This window comes from Acidovorax sp. MR-S7, assembly GCF_000400995.2.
Lineage (GTDB): Bacteria > Pseudomonadota > Gammaproteobacteria > Burkholderiales > Burkholderiaceae_C > MR-S7.
In genome coordinates, this window is sequence record NZ_DF238933.1 from 26,069 (window position 1) to 47,727 (window position 21,659).

Consider the following 21,659-nt stretch of genomic DNA (forward strand, 5'->3'; position numbering starts at 1 on the left):
TAGGAGCGGAGGCGGACAGTCCACAAGGTCTTGATGGCGATCCAGCCGCAGGCCCTCCGGGCGGTGTACAAACCCGGGTTTGCGCCGCCGCTCGCGGCGCCCCCGACACCCCTTTCCCCCCGGAGCCTTCCGCCATGCAACGTGAAACCACCGACCTTGCGCCCAGCCTGCCCGCGCAGCCCATCAGCCTGGATGTGCTGCGGGAGAAATACTTCAAGAATGGCGAGAGCGACGTGGACGACCTGTTCGGGCGCGTGGCGCGCGCGCTCGCCTCGGTGGAACGCGAGGAACTGCGCGAGGCCATGGAGGCGCGCTTCCTCGACAACCTGCGCTCGGGCGCGATCGGCGCCGGCCGCATCATGAGCGCGGCGGGCACCGACATCCAGGCCACGCTCATCAACTGCTTCGTGCAGCCCGTGGGCGACTGCATCCAGGGCGTGGACGACGCCGGCTATCCCGGCATCTACGAGGCCCTGCGCGAGGCCGCCGAAACCATGCGCCGCGGCGGCGGCGTGGGCTACGACTTCTCTCGTATCCGTCCGCGCGGCGCGCTGGTCAAGGGCACGGCGTCGATGGCTTCGGGGCCGTGCAGCTACATCAACGTGTTCGACCAGTCGTGCTCCACGGTGGAGAGCGCCGGCGCGCGCCGCGGCGCGCAGATGGGCGTGCTGCGCATCGACCACCCCGACGTGCTGGACTTCATCACCGCCAAGCGCACGCCCGGCCGCTGGAACAACTTCAACGTCTCCGTGGGGGTGCCCGACGCCTTCATGGAGGCGGTGGAGCAGGACCGCGACTGGGAGCTGGTGCACACGGCGGCCCCCGGAGCCGAGCTGCTCAAAGATGGGGCGCGCCAGCGCGCCGACGGCCAATGGGTGTACCGCACGGTGCGCGCGCGCGACCTGTGGGACACGATCATGAAGTCCGCCTACGACTTCGCCGAGCCCGGCATCCTGTTCCTGGACCAGATCAACACCGACAACAACCTGCACTACACCGAGAACATCCAGGCCACCAACCCCTGCGGAGAGCAGCCGCTGCCGCCCTACGGCTGCTGCGACCTGGGCCCCATCATCCTCACGCGCTTCGTGCGCAACCCGTTCGGCCTGCACGGGGCGGCGGCGTTCGACTTCGAGGCGTTCGAACAGGCCGTCGCCACCCAGGTGCGCGCGCTGGACAACGTGCTGGACGTGACCTTCTGGCCGCTGACACAGCAGCAGGCCGAGTCCGCCGCCAAGCGCCGCATCGGCGTGGGCTTCACCGGCATGGGCAACACCCTGGCCATGCTGTGCAGGCGTTACGACCGCCAGGAAGGGCGCGACATGGCCGTGCAGATCGCCGAGCGCATGCGCAATGCGGCCTACCGCGCTTCCGTCGAGCTGGCCAAGGAAAAGGGGCGCTTCCCCAAGTTCGACGCCGACGGCTACCTCGCCAAGGGCACCTTCGCCAGCCGCCTTCCCGAGGACATCCAGAAGGCCATCCGCAAGCACGGCATCCGCAACAGCCACCTGCTGTCCATCGCACCCACGGGCACGGTCAGCCTGGCCTTCGCCGACAACGCCTCCAACGGCATCGAGCCGCCGTTCTCGTGGACCTACACGCGCCGCAAGCGCGAGGCCGACGGCAGCAAGAGCGAGTACGTGGTGGAAGACTACGCTTGGCGCCTGTACAAGACCCTCGGCGGCGACGTGAACCGGCTGCCCGAGTATTTCGTGAACGCCATGGACATGGCGGCCGCCGACCACGTGGCCATGATGGAGGCCGTACAGCCCTACGTGGACACGGCCATCTCCAAGACCGTGAATGTGCCCGAGGACTACCCCTACGGCGACTTCAAGAACCTGTACCTGCAGGCCTGGCACTCGGGCCTCAAGGGCCTGGCCACCTACCGCCCCAACAGCATTCTGGGCGCTGTGCTGGAAGTGCCTGCCGCCGCGCCGGCCCCGGCACCGGAGCCCACGGCTGCAGCACCCGCTTTCGACCCCATGCGCACCATGATCGAGAGCCGCCCCAAGGGCGGCCTGTCGGCCGTGGCCGAGAAGCTGGAATACTGGACGCAGGAAGGCCACAAGACCCTCTACCTCATCGTCTCCTTCCTGCCCGTGCCGGACGGCCGGGGCGGCACGGTGGACCGCGCCATCGAGTTCTTCATGCCCGTGGGCCAGAGTGGCGAGTCGCAGCAGTGGATCACCTCCAGCATGCGCCTGCTGTCGCTGGCCGCGCGCGGCGGCTTCCTGGAGCGGGCGCTGTCCGACATGCGCAAGGTCGCCTGGGACCGCGGCCCCGTGCGCTTGGGGCAGCATGAACGCGCCGACGGCGCGCGCGTACCGCTGTGGCACGACTCCGAGGTGGCCGCCATCGCCTATGCCGTGCAGAACATCCTGGCCAGCCGCGCCCAGGCGCCCCAGCAGCAGGTGCTGCCGCTGGACGAGCCCGACATGCCTGCCGGCATGCCGCCCGCCATGGCCGGCAAGAAGTGCCACGAATGCGGCGCCCATGCCGTGATCCGCAAGGATGGCTGCGACTACTGCACCCAGTGCGGTGCATTGGGTAGCTGCGGTTGATGCTTCTGAAAAGATAGCTGGTCGCGCTTGACCAGAAAGGGCTGCGGGCGAATTTCATTCAAATCGTCCTGCCCCTCGTGCCGCTTGATGCAGGTCAAGGTGGGCGAGCCGTACCTGCCTACACTGCCCCCATGCGCAAGAAGCCCACGCTGTCCACCAAGCTGCTGGCCATGGGCACGGTCTTCCTGCTCGTGGCCCTGGCTTCCATCGGCTTCACGCTGTGGGTGACCTGGCAGCTCGAAGGCGGCGCGGCCGCCGTGAACGAGGCGGGCCGCCTGCGCATGAACATGCTGCGCATGGTGCTGGCGCAGCAGAACGAGTCGCCCGAAGAGGTGGCTCGGCTGGCGCAGCGCTTCGATGCCAGCCTGGAGCTGCTGCGCACGGGCGACCCGGCGCGGCCGCTGTTCGTGCCCTGGAGCGATGCCACGCACGAACGCTATGAGCACATCACCCGGCAATGGCGCGCGCTGCAGGAGGTCTGGAAGACCTCCCACCCGCCGGGCGGCACCGAGGCTGTGGCCCTGGGCGATGCCTTCGTGCACCAGCTCGACGGCTTCGTCGAGGCCATCGAGATCCAGATCGTGCGCTGGACCGCCGCACTGCACCTGTTCCAGCTTTTCATGGTGGCGCTGGCCATCGGCGCTGCCGTGGCCTTCATGGCGCTGAGCTACCTGCTGGTGCTCAACCCCGTGACGCGGCTGCAGCAGGCACTGGCCAGCGTGCGGCGCGGTGCGCTGGACACGCGCCTGGCCGTGGAGACGGACGACGAGTTCGGCCAGCTCGCGGCGGGCTTCAACCTCATGGCCCATGCGCTGCAGGCTTCGCACGAGGACCTGGAGCGCAAGGTGCGCGAGAAGACCGCCAGCATCGAGGTGCAGAACCAGCGCCTGTCAGCGCTCTACGCGGTGAGCGCCCTGGGCGCCGAGGCCGGCAGCCTGGAGGTGCTGACCCAGGGCTTCGTGCAGCAGATCCGCCGCGTGGCCGGCTGCGACGCGGCCGCCGTGCGCTGGTCCGACGAGGCCAATGAGCGCTACGTGCTGCTGGCCTCCGACGGGCTGCCGCGCTCCCTGGCCGAGGAGGAGCATTGCCTGCTCACCGGCACCTGCGAATGCGGGCAGGTGCGGGCCGATGCGCGCATGCGCGTGATCCCCATTGCTCCTGCGTCGGACGTGCAGCTGCCGCACTGCCGCGAGGCCGGCTTCGAGACCGTGGTGAGCATCCCCGTGCAGCTGCAGCAGCGCCTGCTGGGCGAAGTGACGCTGTTCTACCGCACGCCGCTCGCGCTGTCGGACGGCATGCGCGAGCTGCTGTCCACCATGGCGCGCCACCTGGCCAGCTCCATGGAGAGCCTGCGCGCCACGGCGCTGGAGCGCGAGGCCGCCGTGGCCGAGGAGCGCGGACTGATCGCGCGCGAGCTGCACGACTCCATCGCCCAGTCGCTGGCCTTCCTCAAGATCCAGACGCAGCTGCTGCGCGACGCCGTCGCCAAGGACAACGCCGTAGCGCGCGACCGCAGCATCGACGAGCTGGACGTGGGCGTGCGCGAGTGCTACGCCGACGTGCGCGAGCTGCTGGTGCACTTCCGCACCCGTACCAAAGACGAGGACATCGAAGACGCGCTGCGCGCCACGCTCTCCAAGTTCGAGCACCAGACGGGCGTGGCCACGTCGCTCGCCATGGCGGGCCAGGGCCTGCCGCTGGCGCCGGACGTGCAGGTGCAGGTGCTGCACATCGTGCAGGAAGCGCTGTCCAACGTGCGCAAGCACGCCGGCGCGCGCCGCGTGGAGCTGCGCGTGCAGCGCCACCCGCGCTGGCGCTTCGAGGTGCACGACGACGGCCGGGGCTTCCGCCCGCAGGACGTGCCGCCCGATTCGCTGCACGTGGGCCTGGGCATCATGCGCGAGCGCGCGCAGCGCATCGGCGCCGCGCTGCGGCTGGACTCCGCCCCGGACGGCGCGGGCACCAGCGTGATCGTGGAGCTGCCTCCCATGCGCCGCGAGGAGGACCATGAAGGCACCCACGGCGAAGCGCTTCCCCTTTCCCTTGCCACCACGCCATGACCTCCTGTATTTCCGTCTTCCTGATCGACGACCACACCCTGCTGCGCCGCGGCCTGGTGGCCCTGCTGTCGCAGCAGCCGGACCTGCGCGTGGTGGGCGAGGCCGGCGACGCCGGCGAGGCGCTGCGCCAGCTGCCGGTGCTGCGGCCCGACGTGATCCTGCTGGACAACCACCTGCCCGGCGTGCTCGGCGTGGACGCCATCGCCGGCCTGCGCGAGGCCTCGCAGGGCAGCCGCGTGATCATGCTCACCGTGAGCGAGGACGGACAGGACCTCGCCGCCGCGCTGCGCAACGGCGCACAGGGCTACCTGCTCAAGACCATCGACGGAGACCTGCTCGCCCAGGGCATCCGCCGCGCCGCGCGCGGCGAGCCCGTGGTCAGCCCCGAGATGATGGGCAAGCTGGTCGCCGCCTTCCAGTCGCAGGGCGTGCCCGAGCCCGAGGCGCAGCCACTGCCGGACGGTCCCGCCTCGCCCCTGTCGCCGCGCGAGGAGGACGTGCTGCGCGAGATTGCGCGCGGCGCGAGCAACAAGGAAATCGCGCGCACGCTCGACATCGCCGAGACCACGGTCAAGATCCACGTGCAGCACATCCTGCGCAAGCTCGGCCTGAGCTCGCGCGTGCAGGCGGCGGTGTACGCCTCGGACCGCCTGCGCTGACGAACTCTCTTTTTGATAGCTGCCAGCGCTTGATGGACGGGCGCTGAGGCCCCTTTTCGCTTGAAATCTGCAGGGGCGGCATAGTTCTTTCGGACGATGGCGCCATCGTCCTTTTGCCGTGCCGTGGGCCTTCCACAGACGGATGGGCAAGGCGCGGGCCCTGGGTTACCATGGCAAGGCATTCGCAAGAGAGGACTTCCATGCCTTCCCCGTCACCCCACGCAGCAGAAGACCCGCGCCACACCCGTCAGGCCTGGTCGGTGCTCATCGTGAGCACGCTGGCTTTCACCGTCTGTTTCATGGTCTGGATGATGTTCGGCGTCATCGGCATCCCGATCAAGAAGATGCTGAACCTGAACGCCACCGAGTTCGGCCTGCTCACCGCCATGCCCGTGCTCACCGGCTCGCTGGTGCGCGTGCCGCTGGGCATCTGGACCGACAAGTACGGCGGCCGCATCGTCATGGCCGTGCTGCTGGCCCTCACCGTGCCCGCCATCTGGGTCATGGGCTACGCCACGCAGTACTGGCACTTTCTCGTCATCGGCCTGTTCGTGGGGCTGGCCGGGGGCGCGTTCTCGGTCGGCACGCCCTACGTGGCGCGCTGGTTCCCCAAGAACCGCCAGGGCACGGCCATGGGCGTGTACGGCGCGGGCAACTCGGGCGCGGCGGTGAACAAGTTCGTCGCCCCGGTGATCCTGGTGGCCTTCGGCTGGCAGGCCGTGCCGCATGTTTATGCGGCCATCATGCTGGGCACGCTGGTGGTGTTCTGGGTGTTCTCGTACAGCGACCCCTCGCACCTGGTGCCGAGCAACGTCAAGTTCACCGACCAGCTCAAGGCGCTGAAGGACCCCAGGGTGCTCAAGTACTGCCAGTACTACAGCATCGTGTTCGGCGGCTATGTGGCGCTGGCGTTGTGGATGGTGCAGTACTACGTGGGCGAGTACGGCCTGGACATCCGCGTGGCTGCGCTGCTGGCCGCGTGCTTTTCGTTGCCCGGTGGCGTGCTGCGCGCCATCGGTGGCGTGCTGTCGGACAAGTACGGCGCGCACAGCGTGACCTGGTGGGTTCTGTGGGTAAGCTGGATCTGCCTGTTCCTGCTGTCGTACCCGCAGACCGACTTCACCGTTCTCACCGTCGATGGCCCCAAGGTGTTCCACATCGGCCTGAACGTCTATGTGTTCACCGCGCTGATGGCCGTGCTCGGCGTGGCCTGGGCCTTTGGCAAGGCCAGCGTGTTCAAGTACATCAGCGACGACTACCCCGGCAACATCGGCACGATCAGCGGCATCGTGGGGCTGGCCGGCGGCATGGGCGGCTTCATCCTGCCGATCATGTTCGGCGCGCTGATGGACTGGACGGGCGTGCGCTCCAGCGCCTTCATGCTCATGTACGGCGTGGTCTGGGTCTCGCTGATCTGGATGTATTTCACAGAAGTGCGCCGCACCGACGTGATGGATCACTGAAACCTTCTGAAAGGTGCCTTCCATGTCAACCCCCGCCGTATCGCACGCCGGCGCCCGCCAGGGCCGCCTGCTCACGCTCTGGACGCCTGAGGACAAACAGTTCTGGGAGCGTGAGGGCGAGGCTGTCGCCAAGCTCAACCTGTGGATCTCGGTGCCCGCGCTGTTCCTGGCCTTCGCCATCTGGCAGGTCTGGAGCGTGGTCGCCGTGAACCTGCCCGCCCTGGGCTTCAAGTACTCGACCAACCAGTTGTTCTGGCTGGCCGCGGCACCCGCGCTCTCGGGCGCCACGCTGCGCATCTTCTACTCGTTCATGGTGCCGGTGTTCGGTGGGCGGCGCTGGACGGCGCTGTCCACCGCGTCGCTGCTGATACCGGCCATCGGCATCGGCATGGCGGTACAGGACAACACCACCAGTTACCCCACCATGCTGATCCTGGCGCTGCTGTGCGGGCTCGGTGGCGGCAACTTCAGCTCCAGCATGGCCAACATCAGCTTCTTCTTTCCGAAGGAACGCAAGGGCTCGGCGCTGGGCGTGAATGCGGGCCTGGGCAACCTGGGCGTGTCGGTGGTGCAGTTCCTGAGTCCGCTGGTCATCACGGCCGGCATCTTCGGCATCTTCGGCGGCGAGGCGCAGACCATCGTGAAGAACGGCGAGCACACGCAGGTGTGGGCGCAGAACGCGGCCTTCATCTGGGTGCCGTGGATCGCCATCGCGTCGATCGCTGCCTGGTTCGGCATGCACGACATCGCCGACGCCAAGGCCAGCTTCGCGGCGCAGGCCGCCATCTTCAAGCGCAAGCACAACTGGCTGATGTGCGTGCTGTACCTGGGGACCTTCGGCTCGTTCATCGGTTTCGCGGCAGGCTTCCCGCTGCTCATCAAGAGCCAGTTCCCTGACGTCAACCCACTGGCCTATGCCTGGCTCGGTCCGCTGGTGGGCGCGGTGATCCGTCCCTTCGGCGGCTGGCTGTCCGACAAGGTGGGCGGCGGCGTGGTGACGTTCTGGAACTTCATCGTCATGGCGCTGGCTGTGCTCGGCGTGCTGTATTTCCTGCCCAAGGGTGCGGGTGGCTACGCACTGCCGTTCGGCCCGCAGGAAGGCAGCTTTGGCGGCTTCTTCGTCATGTTCCTGATGCTGTTTCTTACCACCGGCATTGGCAACGGTTCGACCTTCCGCATGATCCCCGTGATTTTTCTCACGCAGAAGCTCAACGAGCTGCGCGGCAACGACGACGCCGCCAAGGCCCAGGCCATCAAGGACGGCAACACCGAGGGCGCCGCCGCCGTCGGCTTTGCCGGCGCGCTGGGGGCGTACGGCGGTTTCTTCATTCCCAAGAGCTATGGCAGCTCGATCGCGGCAACGGGCGGGCCCGAGTTCGCGCTGTGGATGTTTGCGGTTTTCTACACCCTGTGCATCGTCATCACCTGGTGGTACTACGCGCGCAAGAACGCGGAAATGCCTTGCTGATACGTCCCTGACCCCGACAACGATTTCAAGGAGCCCCACGATGAGTCATTTTCTCGACCGTCTCTCTTACTTCGCGCAGCCGCGTGAAACCTTCTCGGATGGCCACGGCCAGACCAACGGCGAAGACCGTACCTGGGAAGATGCCTACCGCGACCGCTGGGCGCACGACAAGATCGTGCGCTCCACCCACGGCGTGAACTGCACGGGCTCTTGCTCGTGGAAGATTTACGTCAAGGGCGGCATCGTCACCTGGGAAACCCAGCAGACCGATTACCCGCGCACGCGCGCTGACCTGCCCAACCACGAGCCGCGCGGCTGCGCGCGTGGTGCGTCGTACTCGTGGTACCTCTACAGCGCCAACCGCGTGAAATACCCCATGGTGCGTGGGCGCCTGCTCAAGCACTGGCGCGCGGCGCTGACCGTGGCCAAGAGTCCGGTCGATGCCTGGGCCGCCATCGTCGAGAACGACAGTGCGCGGCGTGAGTGGCAGAAGCAGCGCGGCCTGGGCGGCTTCGTGCGCAGCACCTGGGACGAAGTCAACCAGATGATCGCTGCGGCGAACGTCTACACCATCAAAAAGCATGGCCCGGATCGCATCATCGGCTTCTCGCCGATTCCGGCGATGTCGATGATTTCCTACGCCGCAGGCTCGCGCTACCTGAGCCTGATTGGCGGCGTGTGCTTGAGCTTCTACGACTGGTACTGCGACTTGCCGCCGTCCAGTCCGCAGGTGTGGGGCGAGCAGACCGACGTGCCGGAGAGCGCCGACTGGTACAACTCCAACTTCATCATCGCCTGGGGCTCGAACGTGCCGCAGACGCGCACGCCCGACGCCCACTTCTTCACCGAGGTGCGCTACAAGGGCGCCAAGGTCGTGGCCGTCACACCCGACTACTCCGAGGTGGCCAAGCTGGCCGACCTGTGGATGCACCCCAAGCAGGGCACCGATGCCGCCGTGGCCATGGCCATGGGGCATGTGATCCTCAAGGAGTTCTACTTCGACAAGCGCTCGGCGTACTTTGACGACTACGCGCGCCGCTACACCGATCTGCCGCTGCTCGTGGTGCTGGAGCAAAAGACGCTGCCCGACGGGCGCACGGTCATGGTGCCGGGCCGCTACGTGCGCGCCAGCGACTTCGAGGGCCACCTGGGCCAGACCAACCACCCCGACTGGAAGACCGTGGCCTACGGCTCCGACGGCCAGGTGGCGCTGCCTAACGGCTCGATCGGCTTCCGCTGGGGCAAGGACGGGCGTGACGACCAGGGGCTGTGGAACCTCGAATCGAAGGAAGCACGCACGGGCAATGACGTGCAACTCAAGCTCTCGGTGCTCGAAGACGGTGCGCAGGCGCATGACGTGGCCGACGTCGCCTTCCCGTACTTTGGCGGCATCGCCACGCCCAACTTCAATGCCAACGAGCAGGGCGGCGACGTGGTGGTGCGCCGCGTGCCCGTCACCCACCTTGACCTGCGCGGCGAAGGCGTGCAGGGCCGCGTGGCCGTGGCCACGGTGTTCGACTTGCAGGCAGCGCAGTACGGCATCCACCGCGGCCTGCCGGGCGAGGGCGCTTACGAGGGCTATGACGCCAACGCGCCCTATACCCCGGCATGGCAGGAGCGCATTACCGGCGTGCCGCGCGACCAGGTGATCGCCATCGCGCGCCAGTTCGCCGACAACGCCGACAAGACGCATGGCAAGTCCATGGTCATCATCGGCGCGGCCATGAACCACTGGTACCACTGCGACATGAACTACCGCGGCATCATCAACATGCTGATGATGTGTGGCTGCATCGGCCAGAGCGGTGGCGGCTGGTCGCACTACGTGGGCCAGGAAAAGCTGCGTCCGCAAACCGGCTGGACGGCGCTGGCCTTTGCGCTGGACTGGATCCGCCCGCCGCGCCAGCAGAACTCCACCAGCTTCTTCTATGCCCACACCGACCAGTGGCGCTACGAAAAACTGGGTGTGGAAGAAGTGCTCTCGCCCCTGGCCGACCGCCAGGCCTACCAGGGCGCGATGATCGACTTCAACGTGCGCTCCGAACGCATGGGCTGGCTGCCCAGTGCGCCGCAGCTGCAGACCAACCCGCTGCAAGTGGTCAAGGACGCGCAAAAGCGCGGCATGGACCCCAAGGACTACGTGGTGCAGTCGCTCGAAGACGGCTCGCTCACCATGAGCTGTGAGGACCCCGACCACCCTGCCAACTGGCCGCGCAACATGTTCGTGTGGCGCTCCAACATCCTGGGCAGTTCGGGCAAGGGGCACGAGTACTTCCTCAAGCACCTGCTGGGCACCACCCACGGCGTGCAGGGCAAGGACCTGGGTCCGCAGGATGCCAAGCCCGAAGAAGTGCAGTGGCACGCCCAGGCGCCCGAAGGCAAGCTGGATCTGTTGGTCACGCTCGATTTCCGCATGAGCACCACCTGCCTGTATTCGGACATCGTGTTGCCCACGGCCACCTGGTACGAGAAGAACGACCTCAACACCAGCGACATGCACCCGTTCATCCACCCGCTGTCGGCGGCCGTCGATCCGGCGTGGCAGGCCAGGAGCGACTGGGAGATCTACAAGGGCTTCGCCAAGGCGTTCAGCGAGGTCTGCGTGGGCCACCTGGGCGTGGAAAAGGAGGTGGTGCTCACGCCCATCATGCACGACACGCCCGCCGAGCTGGCCCAGCCCTACGGCGTGCGCGAGTGGAAGAAGGGCGAGTGCGAGCTGGTGCCCGGCAAGACCGCGCCGCAGATCGCGGTGGTCGAGCGCGACTACCCCAACACCTACAAGCGCTTCACGGCCCTGGGGCCGCTGATGGACAAAATCGGCAACGGCGGCAAGGGCATTGCCTGGAACACCGAAACCGAGGTGGCGCAGCTGGGCGACCTCAACGGCCGCGTGCGTGAGGAAGGCGCCACGCAGGGCCGCCCGAAGATCGTGAGCGACATCGACGCCACCGAGGTGGTGATGATGCTCGCCCCCGAAACCAACGGCCACGTGGCCTGCAAGGCCTGGGAGGCGCTGGGCAAGCAGACCGGGCGCGAGCACGTGCACCTGGCGCTGCACCGCGAGGACGAGAAGATCCGCTTCCGCGACATCCAGGCGCAGCCGCGCAAGATCATCAGCTCGCCCACCTGGAGCGGGCTGGAGAGCGAGAAGGTCAGCTACAACGCGGGCTACACCAACGTGCACGAGCTGATCCCATGGCGCACCCTCACGGGCCGCCAGCAGTTCTACCAGGACCACCCCTGGATGCGCGACTTCGGCGAGGGCTTCGTGAGCTACCGCCCGCCCGTGCACCTCAAGACGCTGCATGAAGTGGAAGGCGTCAAGCCCAACGGCAATCCCGAGATCGCGCTGAACTTCATCACGCCGCACCAGAAGTGGGGCATCCACAGCACGTACAGCGACAACCTGCACATGCTCACGCTCAACCGGGGCGGGCCGGTGATCTGGCTCAGCGAGGACGACGCCAGGCGCGGCGGCATCGTGGACAACGACTGGGTCGAGCTGTTCAACGCCAACGGCGCCATCGCCGCGCGCGCGGTGGTGAGCCAGCGCGTGAACCCCGGCATGGTCATGATGTACCACGCGCAGGAAAAGATCATCAACACGCCCGGCTCGGAGATCACGGGCACGCGCGGCGGCATCCACAACTCGGTCACGCGCATCGTGCTCAAGCCCACGCACATGATCGGCGGCTACGCGCAGTACAGCTACGGCTTCAACTACTACGGAACCATCGGCACCAACCGCGACGAGTTCGTGCTGGTGCGCAAGATGCGCCGCGTCGACTGGCTCGACGAGGACGCCCAGGCCGCGGCCCCCGCCCACGCCTGAAGAAGAAGGAGAACCACGATGAGAATACGCGCACAAATCGGCATGGTGCTGAACCTGGACAAGTGCATCGGCTGCCACACCTGCTCGGTCACCTGCAAGAACGTGTGGACCAGCCGCCCCGGCATGGAGTACGCCTGGTTCAACAACGTCGAGACCAAGCCCGGCATCGGCTACCCCAAGGAGTGGGAGAACCAGGACAAGTGGAACGGCGGCTGGACGCGCCTGGCCGACGGCTCCATCGCCCCACGCCAGGGCGGCAAGTGGAAGCTGCTCATGCGCATCTTCGCCAACCCCAACCTGCCGCAGATCGACGACTACTACGAGCCCTTCACCTTCGACTACGACCACCTGCAGTCGGCGCCGGAGTCCAAGGCCGCGCCCACCGCGCGCCCGCGCAGCCTGATCACGGGCCAGCGCATGGAGAAGATCGAGTGGGGCCCGAACTGGGAGGAAATCCTCGGCGGCGAGTTCGCCAAGCGCAGCATCGACGTGAACTTCGAGGAGGTGCAGAAGGACATCTACGGCCAGTTCGAGAACACCTTCATGATGTACCTGCCGCGCCTGTGCGAGCACTGCCTGAACCCGGCGTGCGTGGCCTCGTGCCCCAGCGGCTCGATCTACAAGCGCGAGGAGGACGGCATCGTCCTCATCGACCAGGACAAGTGCCGCGGCTGGCGCATGTGCGTCTCCGGCTGCCCGTACAAGAAGATCTATTACAACTGGCAGACCGGCAAGGCCGAGAAGTGCATCTTCTGCTACCCGCGCATCGAGGCCGGCCAGCCCACCGTGTGCTCCGAAACCTGCGTGGGCCGCATCCGGTATCTGGGCGTGCTGCTCTACGACGCCGACCGCATCGAGGAAGCCGCCAGCGTGGAGCGCGACCGCGACCTGTACGAGGCGCAGCTCGGCATCTTCCTGGACCCCAACGACCCCGATGTGATCCGCCAGGCGCGCATCGACGGCATCCCCGACGCGTGGATGGAGGCCGCCCGCCACAGCCCCGTCTACAAGATGGCCGTGGAGTGGAAGGTGGCGCTGCCGCTGCACCCCGAGTACCGCACGCTGCCCATGGTCTGGTACGTGCCGCCGCTCTCGCCCATCACCTCCGCTGCCAACGCGGGGCACATCGGCGTGAACGGCGAGATCCCGGACGTGTCGCAGCTGCGCATCCCCGTGCAGTACCTGGCCAACCTGCTCACCGCCGGCGACACCGGCCCCGTGGTGCGCGCGCTCGAGCGCATGCTGGCCATGCGCGCCTACCAGCGCGACAAGCACGTGGAGCAGCGCCAGAACCTCGCCGTGCTGCAGCAGGCGGGCCTGACGCTGCACGAGGTGGAGGACATGTACCACGTGATGGCGATCGCCAACTACGAGGACCGCTTCGTGATCCCCTCCTCGCACCGCGAATACGCCGAGAACGCCTTCGACGTGCGCGGCGGCTGCGGTTTCTCGTTCGGCAACGGCTGCTCCGACGGCTCCACCGACGCGAGCATGTTCGGCGGCAAGAAGCCCCGCACCATTCCCATCAAGGCCGTGGTCTGAGGAGCGCGCACATGTTCAAGAACGCACCCGAATCCCTGCGCCTGACGCTGCGCGCCCTCGCGCGCCTCGTGGGCTACCCCGATGCCGAACTGCGCGCGCAGATGCCCGACCTGATCGACGCGCTGCGCCTGGAGCAGACCCTGCCCGCCGCCCGCGTGCGCGAGCTGGAGGTCCTGTGCCGCCAGGTCTGCGCACTGGAGCCCTACGAGGCCGAGGCGCGCTACGTGGACACCTTCGACCGCGGCCGCCAGACCTCGCTGCACCTGTTCGAGCACGTGCACGGCGACTCGCGCGACCGCGGCCCCGCGCTCATCGACCTGCAGCAGACCTACGAGCGCGCCGGCCTGTTCTTCGACGCGCCGGAGCTGCCCGACCACCTGGCCGTGGTGCTGGAGTTTGCCTCCACGCAGCCGCCGGCCATCGCGCAGGAATTCCTCGGCGAGATGGCCCACATCCTCAACGCGCTGTTCACGGCGCTGCTGGAGCGCGGCAACCCCTACGCCAGCGTGATCGCGGCCGTGCTGGAAGCCGCCGGCCAGCGTGCGCAGGCCGTGCCCCTCGCGCCCGAGCCGGGCCTGGACGACACCTGGGCCGAGCCCGCCGCCTTCGATGGCTGCAGCACGCGCGGCCAGAACCGCCCCGGCGAGGCGCAGCCCCTGCATTTCGTCCGCAACGCGGGCAACCACCACCAAGGAGCATCGGTATGACCGCCTGGATCGACACCCTGCTGTTCGGCATCTACCCCTACATCTGCCTGGCCGTGTTCTTCATCGGCAGCTGGGCGCGCTTCGACCGCGACCAGTACACGTGGAAGAGCGATTCGTCCCAGCTGCTGCGCACCGGCAGCCTGCGCTGGGGCAGCAACCTGTTCCACGTCGGCGTGCTGTTCCTGTTCTTCGGCCACACCGTGGGCATGCTCACGCCGCACTTCCTGTACGAGCACTTCATGAGCGCGGGCCACAAGCAGCTCATGGCCATGGTGAGCGGCGGCATCGCGGGCCTGCTGGCCTTCGCCGGCGTCACGCTGCTGCTGCACCGGCGCCTGTCGGACGCGCGCATCCGCGCCACCTCCAAGACCAGCGACATCCTGCTGCTGTGGATCCTGTGGGTGCAGCTCGCGCTGGGCCTGGCCACCATTCCGCTGTCGGCGCAGCACCTGGATGGCTCCATGATGATGCGCCTGGCCGAATGGGCACAGCGCATCGTCACTTTCCGCACCGGCGCGGTGGAGATGCTCGCCGGCGCGGGCTGGGTGTTCAAGGCCCACATGTTCCTGGGCATGACGGTGTTCCTCATCTTCCCGTTCACGCGCCTGGTGCACGTGTGGAGCGGCTTCGGCACGCTGGGCTATATCGCGCGGCCCTACCAGCTTGTGCGTGCGCGGCGCCTCAACCTGCCGCCCGGCCAGAACCAGCCCAGCAACCAGCGCATCTGATTTGATAGCTGCCAGCGCTTGTCCCATAAGGTTTTGAGCGTAATTTGGATTAGAAGGAATGGAGAACGCCATGGAAACCACCTCTTGCGGATCGGGCGCCTGCGGCTGCGCCGGCAGCGCGCCGCCCGCCAGCGTGAACGGCGTGCCGCTGCATGCGCAGGGCGAGCACCTGCCGCCCGAAGCCCTGCGCCAGCGCGCCTGCACCGAGCTGCTGCGCCAGCAGGCCCAGCGCGAGGGACTGCTGGCCGCAGGCGATGCGCCGGGCCTGGACGGTGCCACCAGCGCCGAGGCGGCGCAGGCCATCGAACGCCTGCTCGACCGGGCGCTGCAGGTGCCCGAACCGTCGGAAGAAGCCTGCCGCCGCTACCACGCCGCCCACCCCGCGCTGCACGGCCAGGGTGAGCGCGCGCGGCTGCGCCATGTGCTGTTCGCCGTCACGCCCGGCGTGGACGTGCAGCGCCTGCGCCAGCGCGCCGAGGCGCTGCTGATCGAGCTGCGCTGCGCCGACGACGGCGGCGTGCGCTTCGCCGAGGCCGCGCGGCAGTGGTCCAACTGCCCCAGCGCCGCCCAGGGCGGGGAACTCGGCTGGCTCACGCGCGCCGACTGTGCGCCCGAATTCGCGCGCGAGGTCTTCGGCGCGCAGGAGGTCGGCGTGCTCGCGCGCCTCGTGCACAGCCGCTTCGGCCTGCACGTGGTCGAGGTCTGCGCGCGCGAGGCTGGCCGCCCTGCCGCCTTCGAGGAAGTGCGTGCCAGCGTGGCCCTGGTGCTGCGCCAGCAGGCCTGGGTGAACGCGCTGCGCCAATACCTGCAGTTGCTCGCGGGCGCGGCCGAACTCCACGGCGTGCAGCTCGATGCGGCCGAGACGCCGCTGGTCCAGTAGGGGGCGTGCATGCCCGACGACGAGCTGCTGCAGCGGCTGCGCCGCTTCCAGCAGGACGCCTTCCCCCAGTACCGCGCGCAGTTCCAGGCGTTGGTGGACGAGGGACAGCACCCCACCACGCTGTTCATCGGCTGCTCCGACTCGCGCCTGGTGCCCTACCTGCTCACGGGCGCGGAGCCGGGCGAGCTGTTCCTGGTGCGCAACGTGGGCGCCTTCGTGCCGCCCTACGACGGCTCCTACGGCCACCACGGCACCGCGGCGGCCATCGAGTTCGCCGTGCTGAGCCTGCACGTGCGCCGCATCGTGGTCTGTGGCCACAGCCACTGTGGGGCCATCAAGGCGCTGTATGGTGAGGTCTCGCCCGAGGCGCAGAACCTCCAGCGCTGGCTGGACCTGGGCCGCGAGGCGGTGCTGCCGGTGCAGCCCGGCCCCGAGGCGCTGCGCCGCACCGAGCAGCGCGCCGTGGTGCTGCAGCTCGAACGGCTGATGGACTACCCCATGGTGCGCCGCAAGGTGGAAGAGGGCCTCATCACGCTGCACGGCTGGCATTACGTGATTGAGGACGGGGAGGTGCATGTGTTCGACGTCCAGAGTGGCGGCTTCGTCGCGGCCTCGCAGGCGAGCAGCAGCGGCACCGGCCCGTATCCGCCCTATGTGGAGCATGACGGGCAAGTATTGATCGATTGACATGACCGGACCCCTGCCTTCCCCCGTTGCATTGGCCGCGCTGCTGCAGGCGCGCGAGACCGTGCTGCCCAAGCGCCTCGGCGCGCCGGGGCCCGACGCCGCGCAGCTGCACGCCCTGCTGGCCGCGGCGGGCCACGCGCCGGACCATGGCCGCCTGCTGCCCTGGCGCTTCGTGCTGGTGCCGCAGGAGGCGCGCGCCGCGCTGGGCGAGGCATTCGCACAGGCGCTGCTGGAGCGCGACGCGCAGGCCACGCCCGAGCAGCAGGCCCAGGCGCGCGAAAAGGCCGAGCGCGCGCCCGTGCTGTTGCTGGCGGTGGTGCGCGAAGGGGGCGATCCGGCGGAGATCGACGCCCGCGAGCGCACCGCCTCCGCCGGCTGCGCGCTGCAGAACCTGCTGCTCGCGGCCACCGCGCAGGGCTTCGGCTCGGCGCTCACCAGCGGCAAGGCGCTGCAGTCGCACGCGCTGCGCACGCTGTTCGGCCTGGCGGCCGACGAGCGTGCGCTGTGCTTCGTGAGCGTGGGCACGGTGCTGTCGCGCAAACCCGCGCGCGGGCGTCCGCGCCCCGCGCAATACACCGGCATCCTGGTGCCGGGGCAGGGCGTGCAGCCCTGGACTGATTGACAAGGAGACCGCCATGAAGAGGGAAATCAACAACTTCGACGATCTGCTGCGCATCGCCCGCACGCGGCGCGAGCGCCAGCGCCTGCTGTTCGTCTTCGTGGGCACGGAGCTGCCCGTGGGCGCCACGCCCGCGCAGCGCGCGCATTTCATGCAGGGCGAGGGCGGGGCGCTGGTGCCGCTGATGTGCGTGGACAAGCTCCCCAGCGAGGTGGCATCGTTCGACGCGCTGCTGCGCGAATCGCAGCAGTTCGAGCAGCCCGGCCAGCCCTGGAGCCTGGTGTTCACCGCCGCGCTCACCGGCACGCCCGCGCGCGCGCCGTCCGACGAGGACGCCGAGCGGCTGCTGCGCCGCATGGTGGAGGCGGTGAAGACCGGCGCGCTGGGCGCCTACCTGCCCTTCAACCGCGAGGGCATGCCCGTGCGGCTGGGCGACCGGAGGATGGCCGCATGACCTCGCGCGTGTCCCTGCCCGGCCTGCACACGCCGGGCGCAGGGTTCGACCAGCCCTTCGAGATGCTGGACGCCTGCCACGACCGCGTGCGCCGCTCGCTCGATCTGCTGCAGCGCCTGCGCGCCTACCTGCAGGACAAGGGCTGCGACGACTCCGCACGCCAGGCCGCGCGCGACGTGCTGCGCTACTTCGACATCGCGGCGCCGCTGCACCACGAGGACGAGGAACTGCACGTCTTCCCCGCGCTGCTGGCCTCCCACGCCGAAGGGCACGTGGCCGACCTCGTGCACCAGATGCAGCGCGACCACGTGCGCATGGCCGCCTGCTGGGCCGAGGCGCGCCAGCCCCTGGAGCAGCTCGCGCAGGGTGCATTGCAATCCTTCACGCCCGAACACGAGGCCGCGCTGGAGCGTTTCGCCGGGTGCTACGCCGACCACCTGCGCCATGAGGACGACAGCCTCTACCCCGCCGCGCGCGCCGTGCTCGACGCGCAGGCGCAGCAGTCCATGGGCCGGGAAATGGCCGCGCGGCGTGGTGCAGTGCGCTGATGCTCCTGAAAATATAGCTGTCTGCGATTGCTGGGCAAGCGCTGGGGGCCAATTTCTGCTCAGGTCCTGCATGCGCCGAGGGTTCGGCTAGACTGGTCCGTCCCACACCCTACGCGGCTTGGCGCACCCATTGCGCATTGCAATCACCGTGACAAACAACAGCAAACCCTATTTCGGCCAGAACTTCGGAGCGGCCCGGCCCGGCGCCCTCAGCGGCTTCCAATATGCGCTGCGCATGCCGGCCGCTCCGCAGCCGGCGGCACTGCCCGGCGATGCCCAGGGCTGCAACGCCCAGGGCAACCAATGGATGCATGCCGGCCGCGCAGCGGATGCCGTGCGCGCCTACGACCGGGCCATCGCTCTGCAGCCGGATTACCTAGACCCCCATTTCAACCGCGGCAACGCTCTCCTGGGCCTGCAGCGTAACGAAGAGGCGCTGGCCTCGTTCGAGCAAGCAATCGTCCTGTCGCCCCGGTTGGCGCTGGCCCACTACAACCGAGGCGCGGTGCTGGAAGCCCTGGGCCGGGCGCAAGACGCGGCGGACAGCTACCGCACCGTGCTGGAAATAGAGCCGGGCCACGTGCAGGCGCGCTTTAACCTCGGCTGCATTCATCTGGCCCTAAAGCAATACGCCGAGGCGCTGGCCTGCATGGACGAGGTGATCGCCTATGCGCCGCAGGTGGCGCGGGCGCACAGCAACCGGGGCGTTGCGCTTTTGCGGATCGGGCGATCGAGGGAGGCCATCGCCGCCTGCGACCAAGCCCTGGCACTGCAGCCGCAATGTGCCGAGACCCTGAACAACCGGGGCACGGCCTACTTGCAGTTGAAGAACCACAAGCAAGCCTACGCCGACCTTAGCGAGTCGATCCGCCTCAAGCCGGAGCAGGCGCAGACGCGGCAATTGATGGCCACGCTGCTCAAGGACTACAAGCAGTATGGCGCGATGCAGCAGCAGTTGGAGAAGGCGTACCAGTTGGCGCCGGATTTGCCGCTGCTGTTGGGGGAGTTGCTCCACGCCAAGATGCTGGTCAGTGACTGGCATCGTATGCAGGAGGGCGTTGCGCGGCTTGGGCAGGCCATCGTTGAACGGCGGCCGGCGGCGATGCCTTTCCATGTGCTCGGGATGCTGGACTCTCCGGGCCTGCATCTGCAGGCTGCGCGCAATCTGGCGGAGTCGGACTATGCGGCGCAGCCTGTCCTCGGCCCCCTGCCCGCGCGCGCGCCGGGCGGCAAGATCCGCGTTGGCTATTACTCGGCGGATTTCCACGCCCACGCCACTGCGTATCTGATGGCAGAGCTGTTCGAGCGGCACGACCGCGAGCGTTTCGAATGGTTCGCCTTCTCGTTCGGGCCGGATTCGCAGGATCCCATGCGCCACCGCCTGCAAGCTGGGTTCGACCACTTCCTGGACGTGCGCGAGCGTAGCGGCGAGGAAATTGCCCGCTTGTCGCGTGACTTGGGCATCGACATCGCTGTCGACCTCAAGGGGTTCACCCAGGACATGCGTTTCGAAATCTTCTCGTTCCGTTGCGCGCCCGTTCAGGTCAGCTGGCTGGGCTACCCCGGCACCACAGGAGCTGACTACATGGACTACGTCATCGCCGACAAGGTGGTGCTGCCGCCAGAGGGGCAAGCCTATTTCACCGAAAAAGCGGTCTACTTGCCCCACAGCTACCAGGTCAACGACGGCCAGCGCCGCATCTCCGGGCGTGTCTTTACCCGCGAGGAGGTGGGCCTGCCCGCGAACGGATTCGTCTTCTGCTGCTTCAACAACAACTACAAGATCCTGCCGCCCACGTTCGATGGCTGGATGCGCATCCTGCACGCAGTCGAGGGCAGCGTGCTCTGGCTGCTGGAGGACAACCCTGCCGCCGCCGCCAACCTGCGCCGCGAGGCTCAGGCGCGTGGCATCGCGCCCGAGCGACTGGTGTTCGCCCCGCGCATGGAGCTGGACGAACACCTGGCGCGCCACCGCCTGGCGGGGCTGTTCCTGGACACTCTGCCCTACAACGCGCATACCACCGCCAGCGATGCGCTGTGGGCAGGGTTGCCGGTATTGACTTGCAGAGGCCAGTCCTTCGCCAGCCGGGTTGCCGCGAGCCTGTTGCATGCCGTGGGCCTGCCCGAACTCGTGACCGGGACGCAGGCCGATTTCGAGGCCCGGGCCATCGCGCTGGCCCGTGATGCAGCGCAGCTCCAGGGACTGCGCGACAAACTGCACGCCCACCTGCCGGGCGCGCCGCTGTTCGACGCCGCGCTGCAGGCGCGCCACATCGAGGCCGCTTACGCCGCCATGCACGAGCGGGCGCTCCAGGGGCTGCCGCCGGAGGTGATCGAAGTCTGACGCACGCGGCGGACTCGCCCACCATGCCCCTGTCCCTTGCCTACGCGTCGCGCGTCGCGTTCACCCTGGCCGCCGCGCTGGCCGCCGCGCTGCTGTGCCTGCAGTTGGACACGCCCCTGCCCTGGATGCTCGGCCCGCTGCTGGGCACGGCCCTGCTGTCGATGCTGGGCGCGCCGACCGACAGCGCTGCGCCGCTGCGCAATGCGGGGCAGTGGACGCTGGGTGCGATCCTGGGCCTGTATTTCACGCCAGAGGTCACGGCGCTGGTCGCCGGCCTCTGGTGGGCCGTGGCGCTGGCCATCGGCTGGGCGCTGCTGCTGGGCTGGGCCTTCGGCGCGTGGCTGCACCGCATGCATGCGCCGCTGATGCCCGACGTGCCGGCGCCCGCGATGCGCGCCACGACCTACTTCGCAGGAGCCATCGGCGCCGCGTCGGAGATGGCGTTGCTGGCCGAGCGCCAGCATGCGCGCACCGACCTCGTGGCCGCCAGCCACAGCCTGCGGCTGGTGATCGTCACCGTCAGCATCCCCTTCGCGCTGCAGTGGAGCGGCCTGCACGGCGTGGACCTGCTGGCGCCGCCGCCGCGCATGGTGCAGCCGGAGGGACTGGCGCTGCTGGCCGCGCTCACCGGCGCGGGCGCGCTGCTTATGCTGCGCCTGGGGCGCGCCAATCCGTGGTTCATCGGCCCTCTGCTGGTGACCATGGCGCTCACCATGGCCAGCGTCACGCTGACGGCCATTCCCCAGCCGCTGGTGAATGCGGCGCAGCTGGTGATCGGCGTGAGCCTGGGGGTGCGTTTCCGGCGTGCCTTCCTGCGCACGGCGCCGCGCTGGCTGGCGTCGGTGGCCGTGGGCACGGTGGGGCTGATGCTGGTGTGCGCGCTGTTTGCCTGGGTGCTGGCGCGCGCCACGGGGCTGCACTGGGTGACGCTGGTGCTGGCCACGTCGCCGGGCGGCATCGCGGAGATGTCCATCACCGCCAAGGTGCTTCAGCTCGGCGTGCCGGTGGTCACGGCGTTCCAGGTCTGCCGGCTGGTGGTGGTGCTGCTGGTGGTGGCGCCGATGTACCGCTGGGTGTATGGGGCGGCGGAAGCGCCGTCCTGAC

At 68.4% G+C, this 21,659-nt stretch carries 16 protein-coding genes; all 16 read left to right on the plus strand.

What is annotated here, in order from left to right; genetic code table 11:
• Positions 1-134 precede the first annotated feature (134 nt).
• The 16 genes from AVS7_RS13360 (at position 135) to AVS7_RS13435 (ending at position 21,658) form a co-directional block, all read left to right on the plus strand.
• Entirely contained in the window at positions 135-2,564 is a 2,430-nt protein-coding gene (locus AVS7_RS13360; RefSeq protein ID WP_020228911.1) for an adenosylcobalamin-dependent ribonucleoside-diphosphate reductase, read from the plus strand.
• 131 nt (positions 2,565-2,695) lie between these two features.
• A complete protein-coding gene (locus AVS7_RS13365; protein ID WP_020228912.1) occupies positions 2,696-4,624 on the plus strand; it encodes a type IV pili methyl-accepting chemotaxis transducer N-terminal domain-containing protein in 1,929 nt (642 codons plus the stop codon).
• Positions 4,621-5,283, plus strand: a complete 663-nt coding sequence (locus tag AVS7_RS13370) for a response regulator (protein ID WP_020228913.1) — start codon at positions 4,621-4,623, stop codon at positions 5,281-5,283. The genes AVS7_RS13365 and AVS7_RS13370 overlap by 4 nt, the downstream gene beginning before the upstream one ends.
• A 200-nt stretch (positions 5,284-5,483) precedes the next feature.
• Positions 5,484-6,746 carry a nitrate/nitrite transporter gene (locus tag AVS7_RS13375; RefSeq protein ID WP_034690922.1) on the plus strand — a complete coding sequence of 421 codons (1,263 nt, stop codon included), beginning with the start codon at positions 5,484-5,486 and terminating at the stop codon, positions 6,744-6,746.
• A 22-nt stretch (positions 6,747-6,768) separates the two neighbouring features.
• Positions 6,769-8,214, plus strand: coding sequence for a NarK family nitrate/nitrite MFS transporter (locus tag AVS7_RS13380; RefSeq protein ID WP_020228915.1), 1,446 nt, complete (start codon positions 6,769-6,771; stop codon positions 8,212-8,214).
• Positions 8,215-8,254: 40 nt separating this feature from the next.
• Complete coding sequence (locus AVS7_RS13385) at positions 8,255-12,046, plus strand: nitrate reductase subunit alpha (RefSeq protein ID WP_020228916.1); 3,792 nt, start codon at positions 8,255-8,257, stop codon at positions 12,044-12,046.
• A gap of 18 nt (positions 12,047-12,064) precedes the next feature.
• Complete coding sequence (narH, locus tag AVS7_RS13390; RefSeq protein WP_024001553.1) at positions 12,065-13,588, plus strand: nitrate reductase subunit beta; 1,524 nt, start codon at positions 12,065-12,067, stop codon at positions 13,586-13,588.
• A gap of 11 nt (positions 13,589-13,599) precedes the next feature.
• Positions 13,600-14,295: a nitrate reductase molybdenum cofactor assembly chaperone gene (gene narJ / locus AVS7_RS13395; protein WP_020228918.1), complete on the plus strand. Its 696-nt coding sequence runs from the start codon at positions 13,600-13,602 to the stop codon at positions 14,293-14,295.
• A complete protein-coding gene (gene narI / locus AVS7_RS13400) occupies positions 14,292-15,023 on the plus strand; it encodes a respiratory nitrate reductase subunit gamma (protein WP_020228919.1) in 732 nt (243 codons plus the stop codon). Before narJ ends, narI begins: the two co-directional genes overlap by 4 nt.
• 70 nt (positions 15,024-15,093) lie before the next feature.
• Positions 15,094-15,903, plus strand: coding sequence for a peptidylprolyl isomerase (locus AVS7_RS13405; RefSeq protein ID WP_020228920.1), 810 nt, complete (start codon positions 15,094-15,096; stop codon positions 15,901-15,903).
• 9 nt (positions 15,904-15,912) lie between these two features.
• The gene (locus tag AVS7_RS13410) at positions 15,913-16,590 is read left to right on the plus strand and encodes a carbonic anhydrase (protein ID WP_020228921.1); all 678 of its coding nucleotides are present in this window, start codon (positions 15,913-15,915) and stop codon (positions 16,588-16,590) included.
• Between the two features lies 1 nt (position 16,591).
• On the plus strand, positions 16,592-17,212 hold the full coding sequence (locus AVS7_RS13415) for a nitroreductase family protein (RefSeq protein WP_024001555.1): 621 nt from the start codon (positions 16,592-16,594) through the stop codon (positions 17,210-17,212).
• A 13-nt stretch (positions 17,213-17,225) separates the two neighbouring features.
• Positions 17,226-17,663 carry a hypothetical protein gene (locus AVS7_RS13420; RefSeq protein WP_020228923.1) on the plus strand — a complete coding sequence of 146 codons (438 nt, stop codon included), beginning with the start codon at positions 17,226-17,228 and terminating at the stop codon, positions 17,661-17,663.
• Positions 17,660-18,211 carry a hemerythrin domain-containing protein gene (locus AVS7_RS13425; RefSeq protein WP_020228924.1) on the plus strand — a complete coding sequence of 184 codons (552 nt, stop codon included), beginning with the start codon at positions 17,660-17,662 and terminating at the stop codon, positions 18,209-18,211. The genes AVS7_RS13420 and AVS7_RS13425 overlap by 4 nt, the downstream gene beginning before the upstream one ends.
• 148 nt (positions 18,212-18,359) lie before the next feature.
• On the plus strand, positions 18,360-20,555 hold the full coding sequence (locus AVS7_RS13430; RefSeq protein ID WP_020228925.1) for a tetratricopeptide repeat protein: 2,196 nt from the start codon (positions 18,360-18,362) through the stop codon (positions 20,553-20,555).
• Positions 20,556-20,578: 23 nt separating this feature from the next.
• Positions 20,579-21,658 (plus strand): AbrB family transcriptional regulator, encoded by a 1,080-nt coding sequence (locus AVS7_RS13435; protein ID WP_020228926.1) that lies wholly within the window; start codon positions 20,579-20,581, stop codon positions 21,656-21,658.
• The last annotated feature ends 1 nt before the right edge of the window (position 21,659 follow it).

What these genes read in the sequence shown, in the direction of transcription:
- AVS7_RS13360 (WP_020228911.1), top strand. Translation starts at nt 135, where the DNA reads ATGCAACGTGAAACCACCGACCTTGCGCCCAGCCTGCCCGCGCAGCCC.
- AVS7_RS13365 (WP_020228912.1), top strand. Translation starts at nt 2,696, where the DNA reads ATGCGCAAGAAGCCCACGCTGTCCACCAAGCTGCTGGCCATGGGCACG.
- AVS7_RS13370 (WP_020228913.1), top strand. Translation starts at nt 4,621, where the DNA reads ATGACCTCCTGTATTTCCGTCTTCCTGATCGACGACCACACCCTGCTG.
- AVS7_RS13375 (WP_034690922.1), top strand. Translation starts at nt 5,484, where the DNA reads ATGCCTTCCCCGTCACCCCACGCAGCAGAAGACCCGCGCCACACCCGT.
- AVS7_RS13380 (WP_020228915.1), top strand. Translation starts at nt 6,769, where the DNA reads ATGTCAACCCCCGCCGTATCGCACGCCGGCGCCCGCCAGGGCCGCCTG.
- AVS7_RS13385 (WP_020228916.1), top strand. Translation starts at nt 8,255, where the DNA reads ATGAGTCATTTTCTCGACCGTCTCTCTTACTTCGCGCAGCCGCGTGAA.
- narH (WP_024001553.1), top strand. Translation starts at nt 12,065, where the DNA reads ATGAGAATACGCGCACAAATCGGCATGGTGCTGAACCTGGACAAGTGC.
- narJ (WP_020228918.1), top strand. Translation starts at nt 13,600, where the DNA reads ATGTTCAAGAACGCACCCGAATCCCTGCGCCTGACGCTGCGCGCCCTC.
- narI (WP_020228919.1), top strand. Translation starts at nt 14,292, where the DNA reads ATGACCGCCTGGATCGACACCCTGCTGTTCGGCATCTACCCCTACATC.
- AVS7_RS13405 (WP_020228920.1), top strand. Translation starts at nt 15,094, where the DNA reads ATGGAAACCACCTCTTGCGGATCGGGCGCCTGCGGCTGCGCCGGCAGC.
- AVS7_RS13410 (WP_020228921.1), top strand. Translation starts at nt 15,913, where the DNA reads ATGCCCGACGACGAGCTGCTGCAGCGGCTGCGCCGCTTCCAGCAGGAC.
- AVS7_RS13415 (WP_024001555.1), top strand. Translation starts at nt 16,592, where the DNA reads ATGACCGGACCCCTGCCTTCCCCCGTTGCATTGGCCGCGCTGCTGCAG.
- AVS7_RS13420 (WP_020228923.1), top strand. Translation starts at nt 17,226, where the DNA reads ATGAAGAGGGAAATCAACAACTTCGACGATCTGCTGCGCATCGCCCGC.
- AVS7_RS13425 (WP_020228924.1), top strand. Translation starts at nt 17,660, where the DNA reads ATGACCTCGCGCGTGTCCCTGCCCGGCCTGCACACGCCGGGCGCAGGG.
- AVS7_RS13435 (WP_020228926.1), top strand. Translation starts at nt 20,579, where the DNA reads ATGCCCCTGTCCCTTGCCTACGCGTCGCGCGTCGCGTTCACCCTGGCC.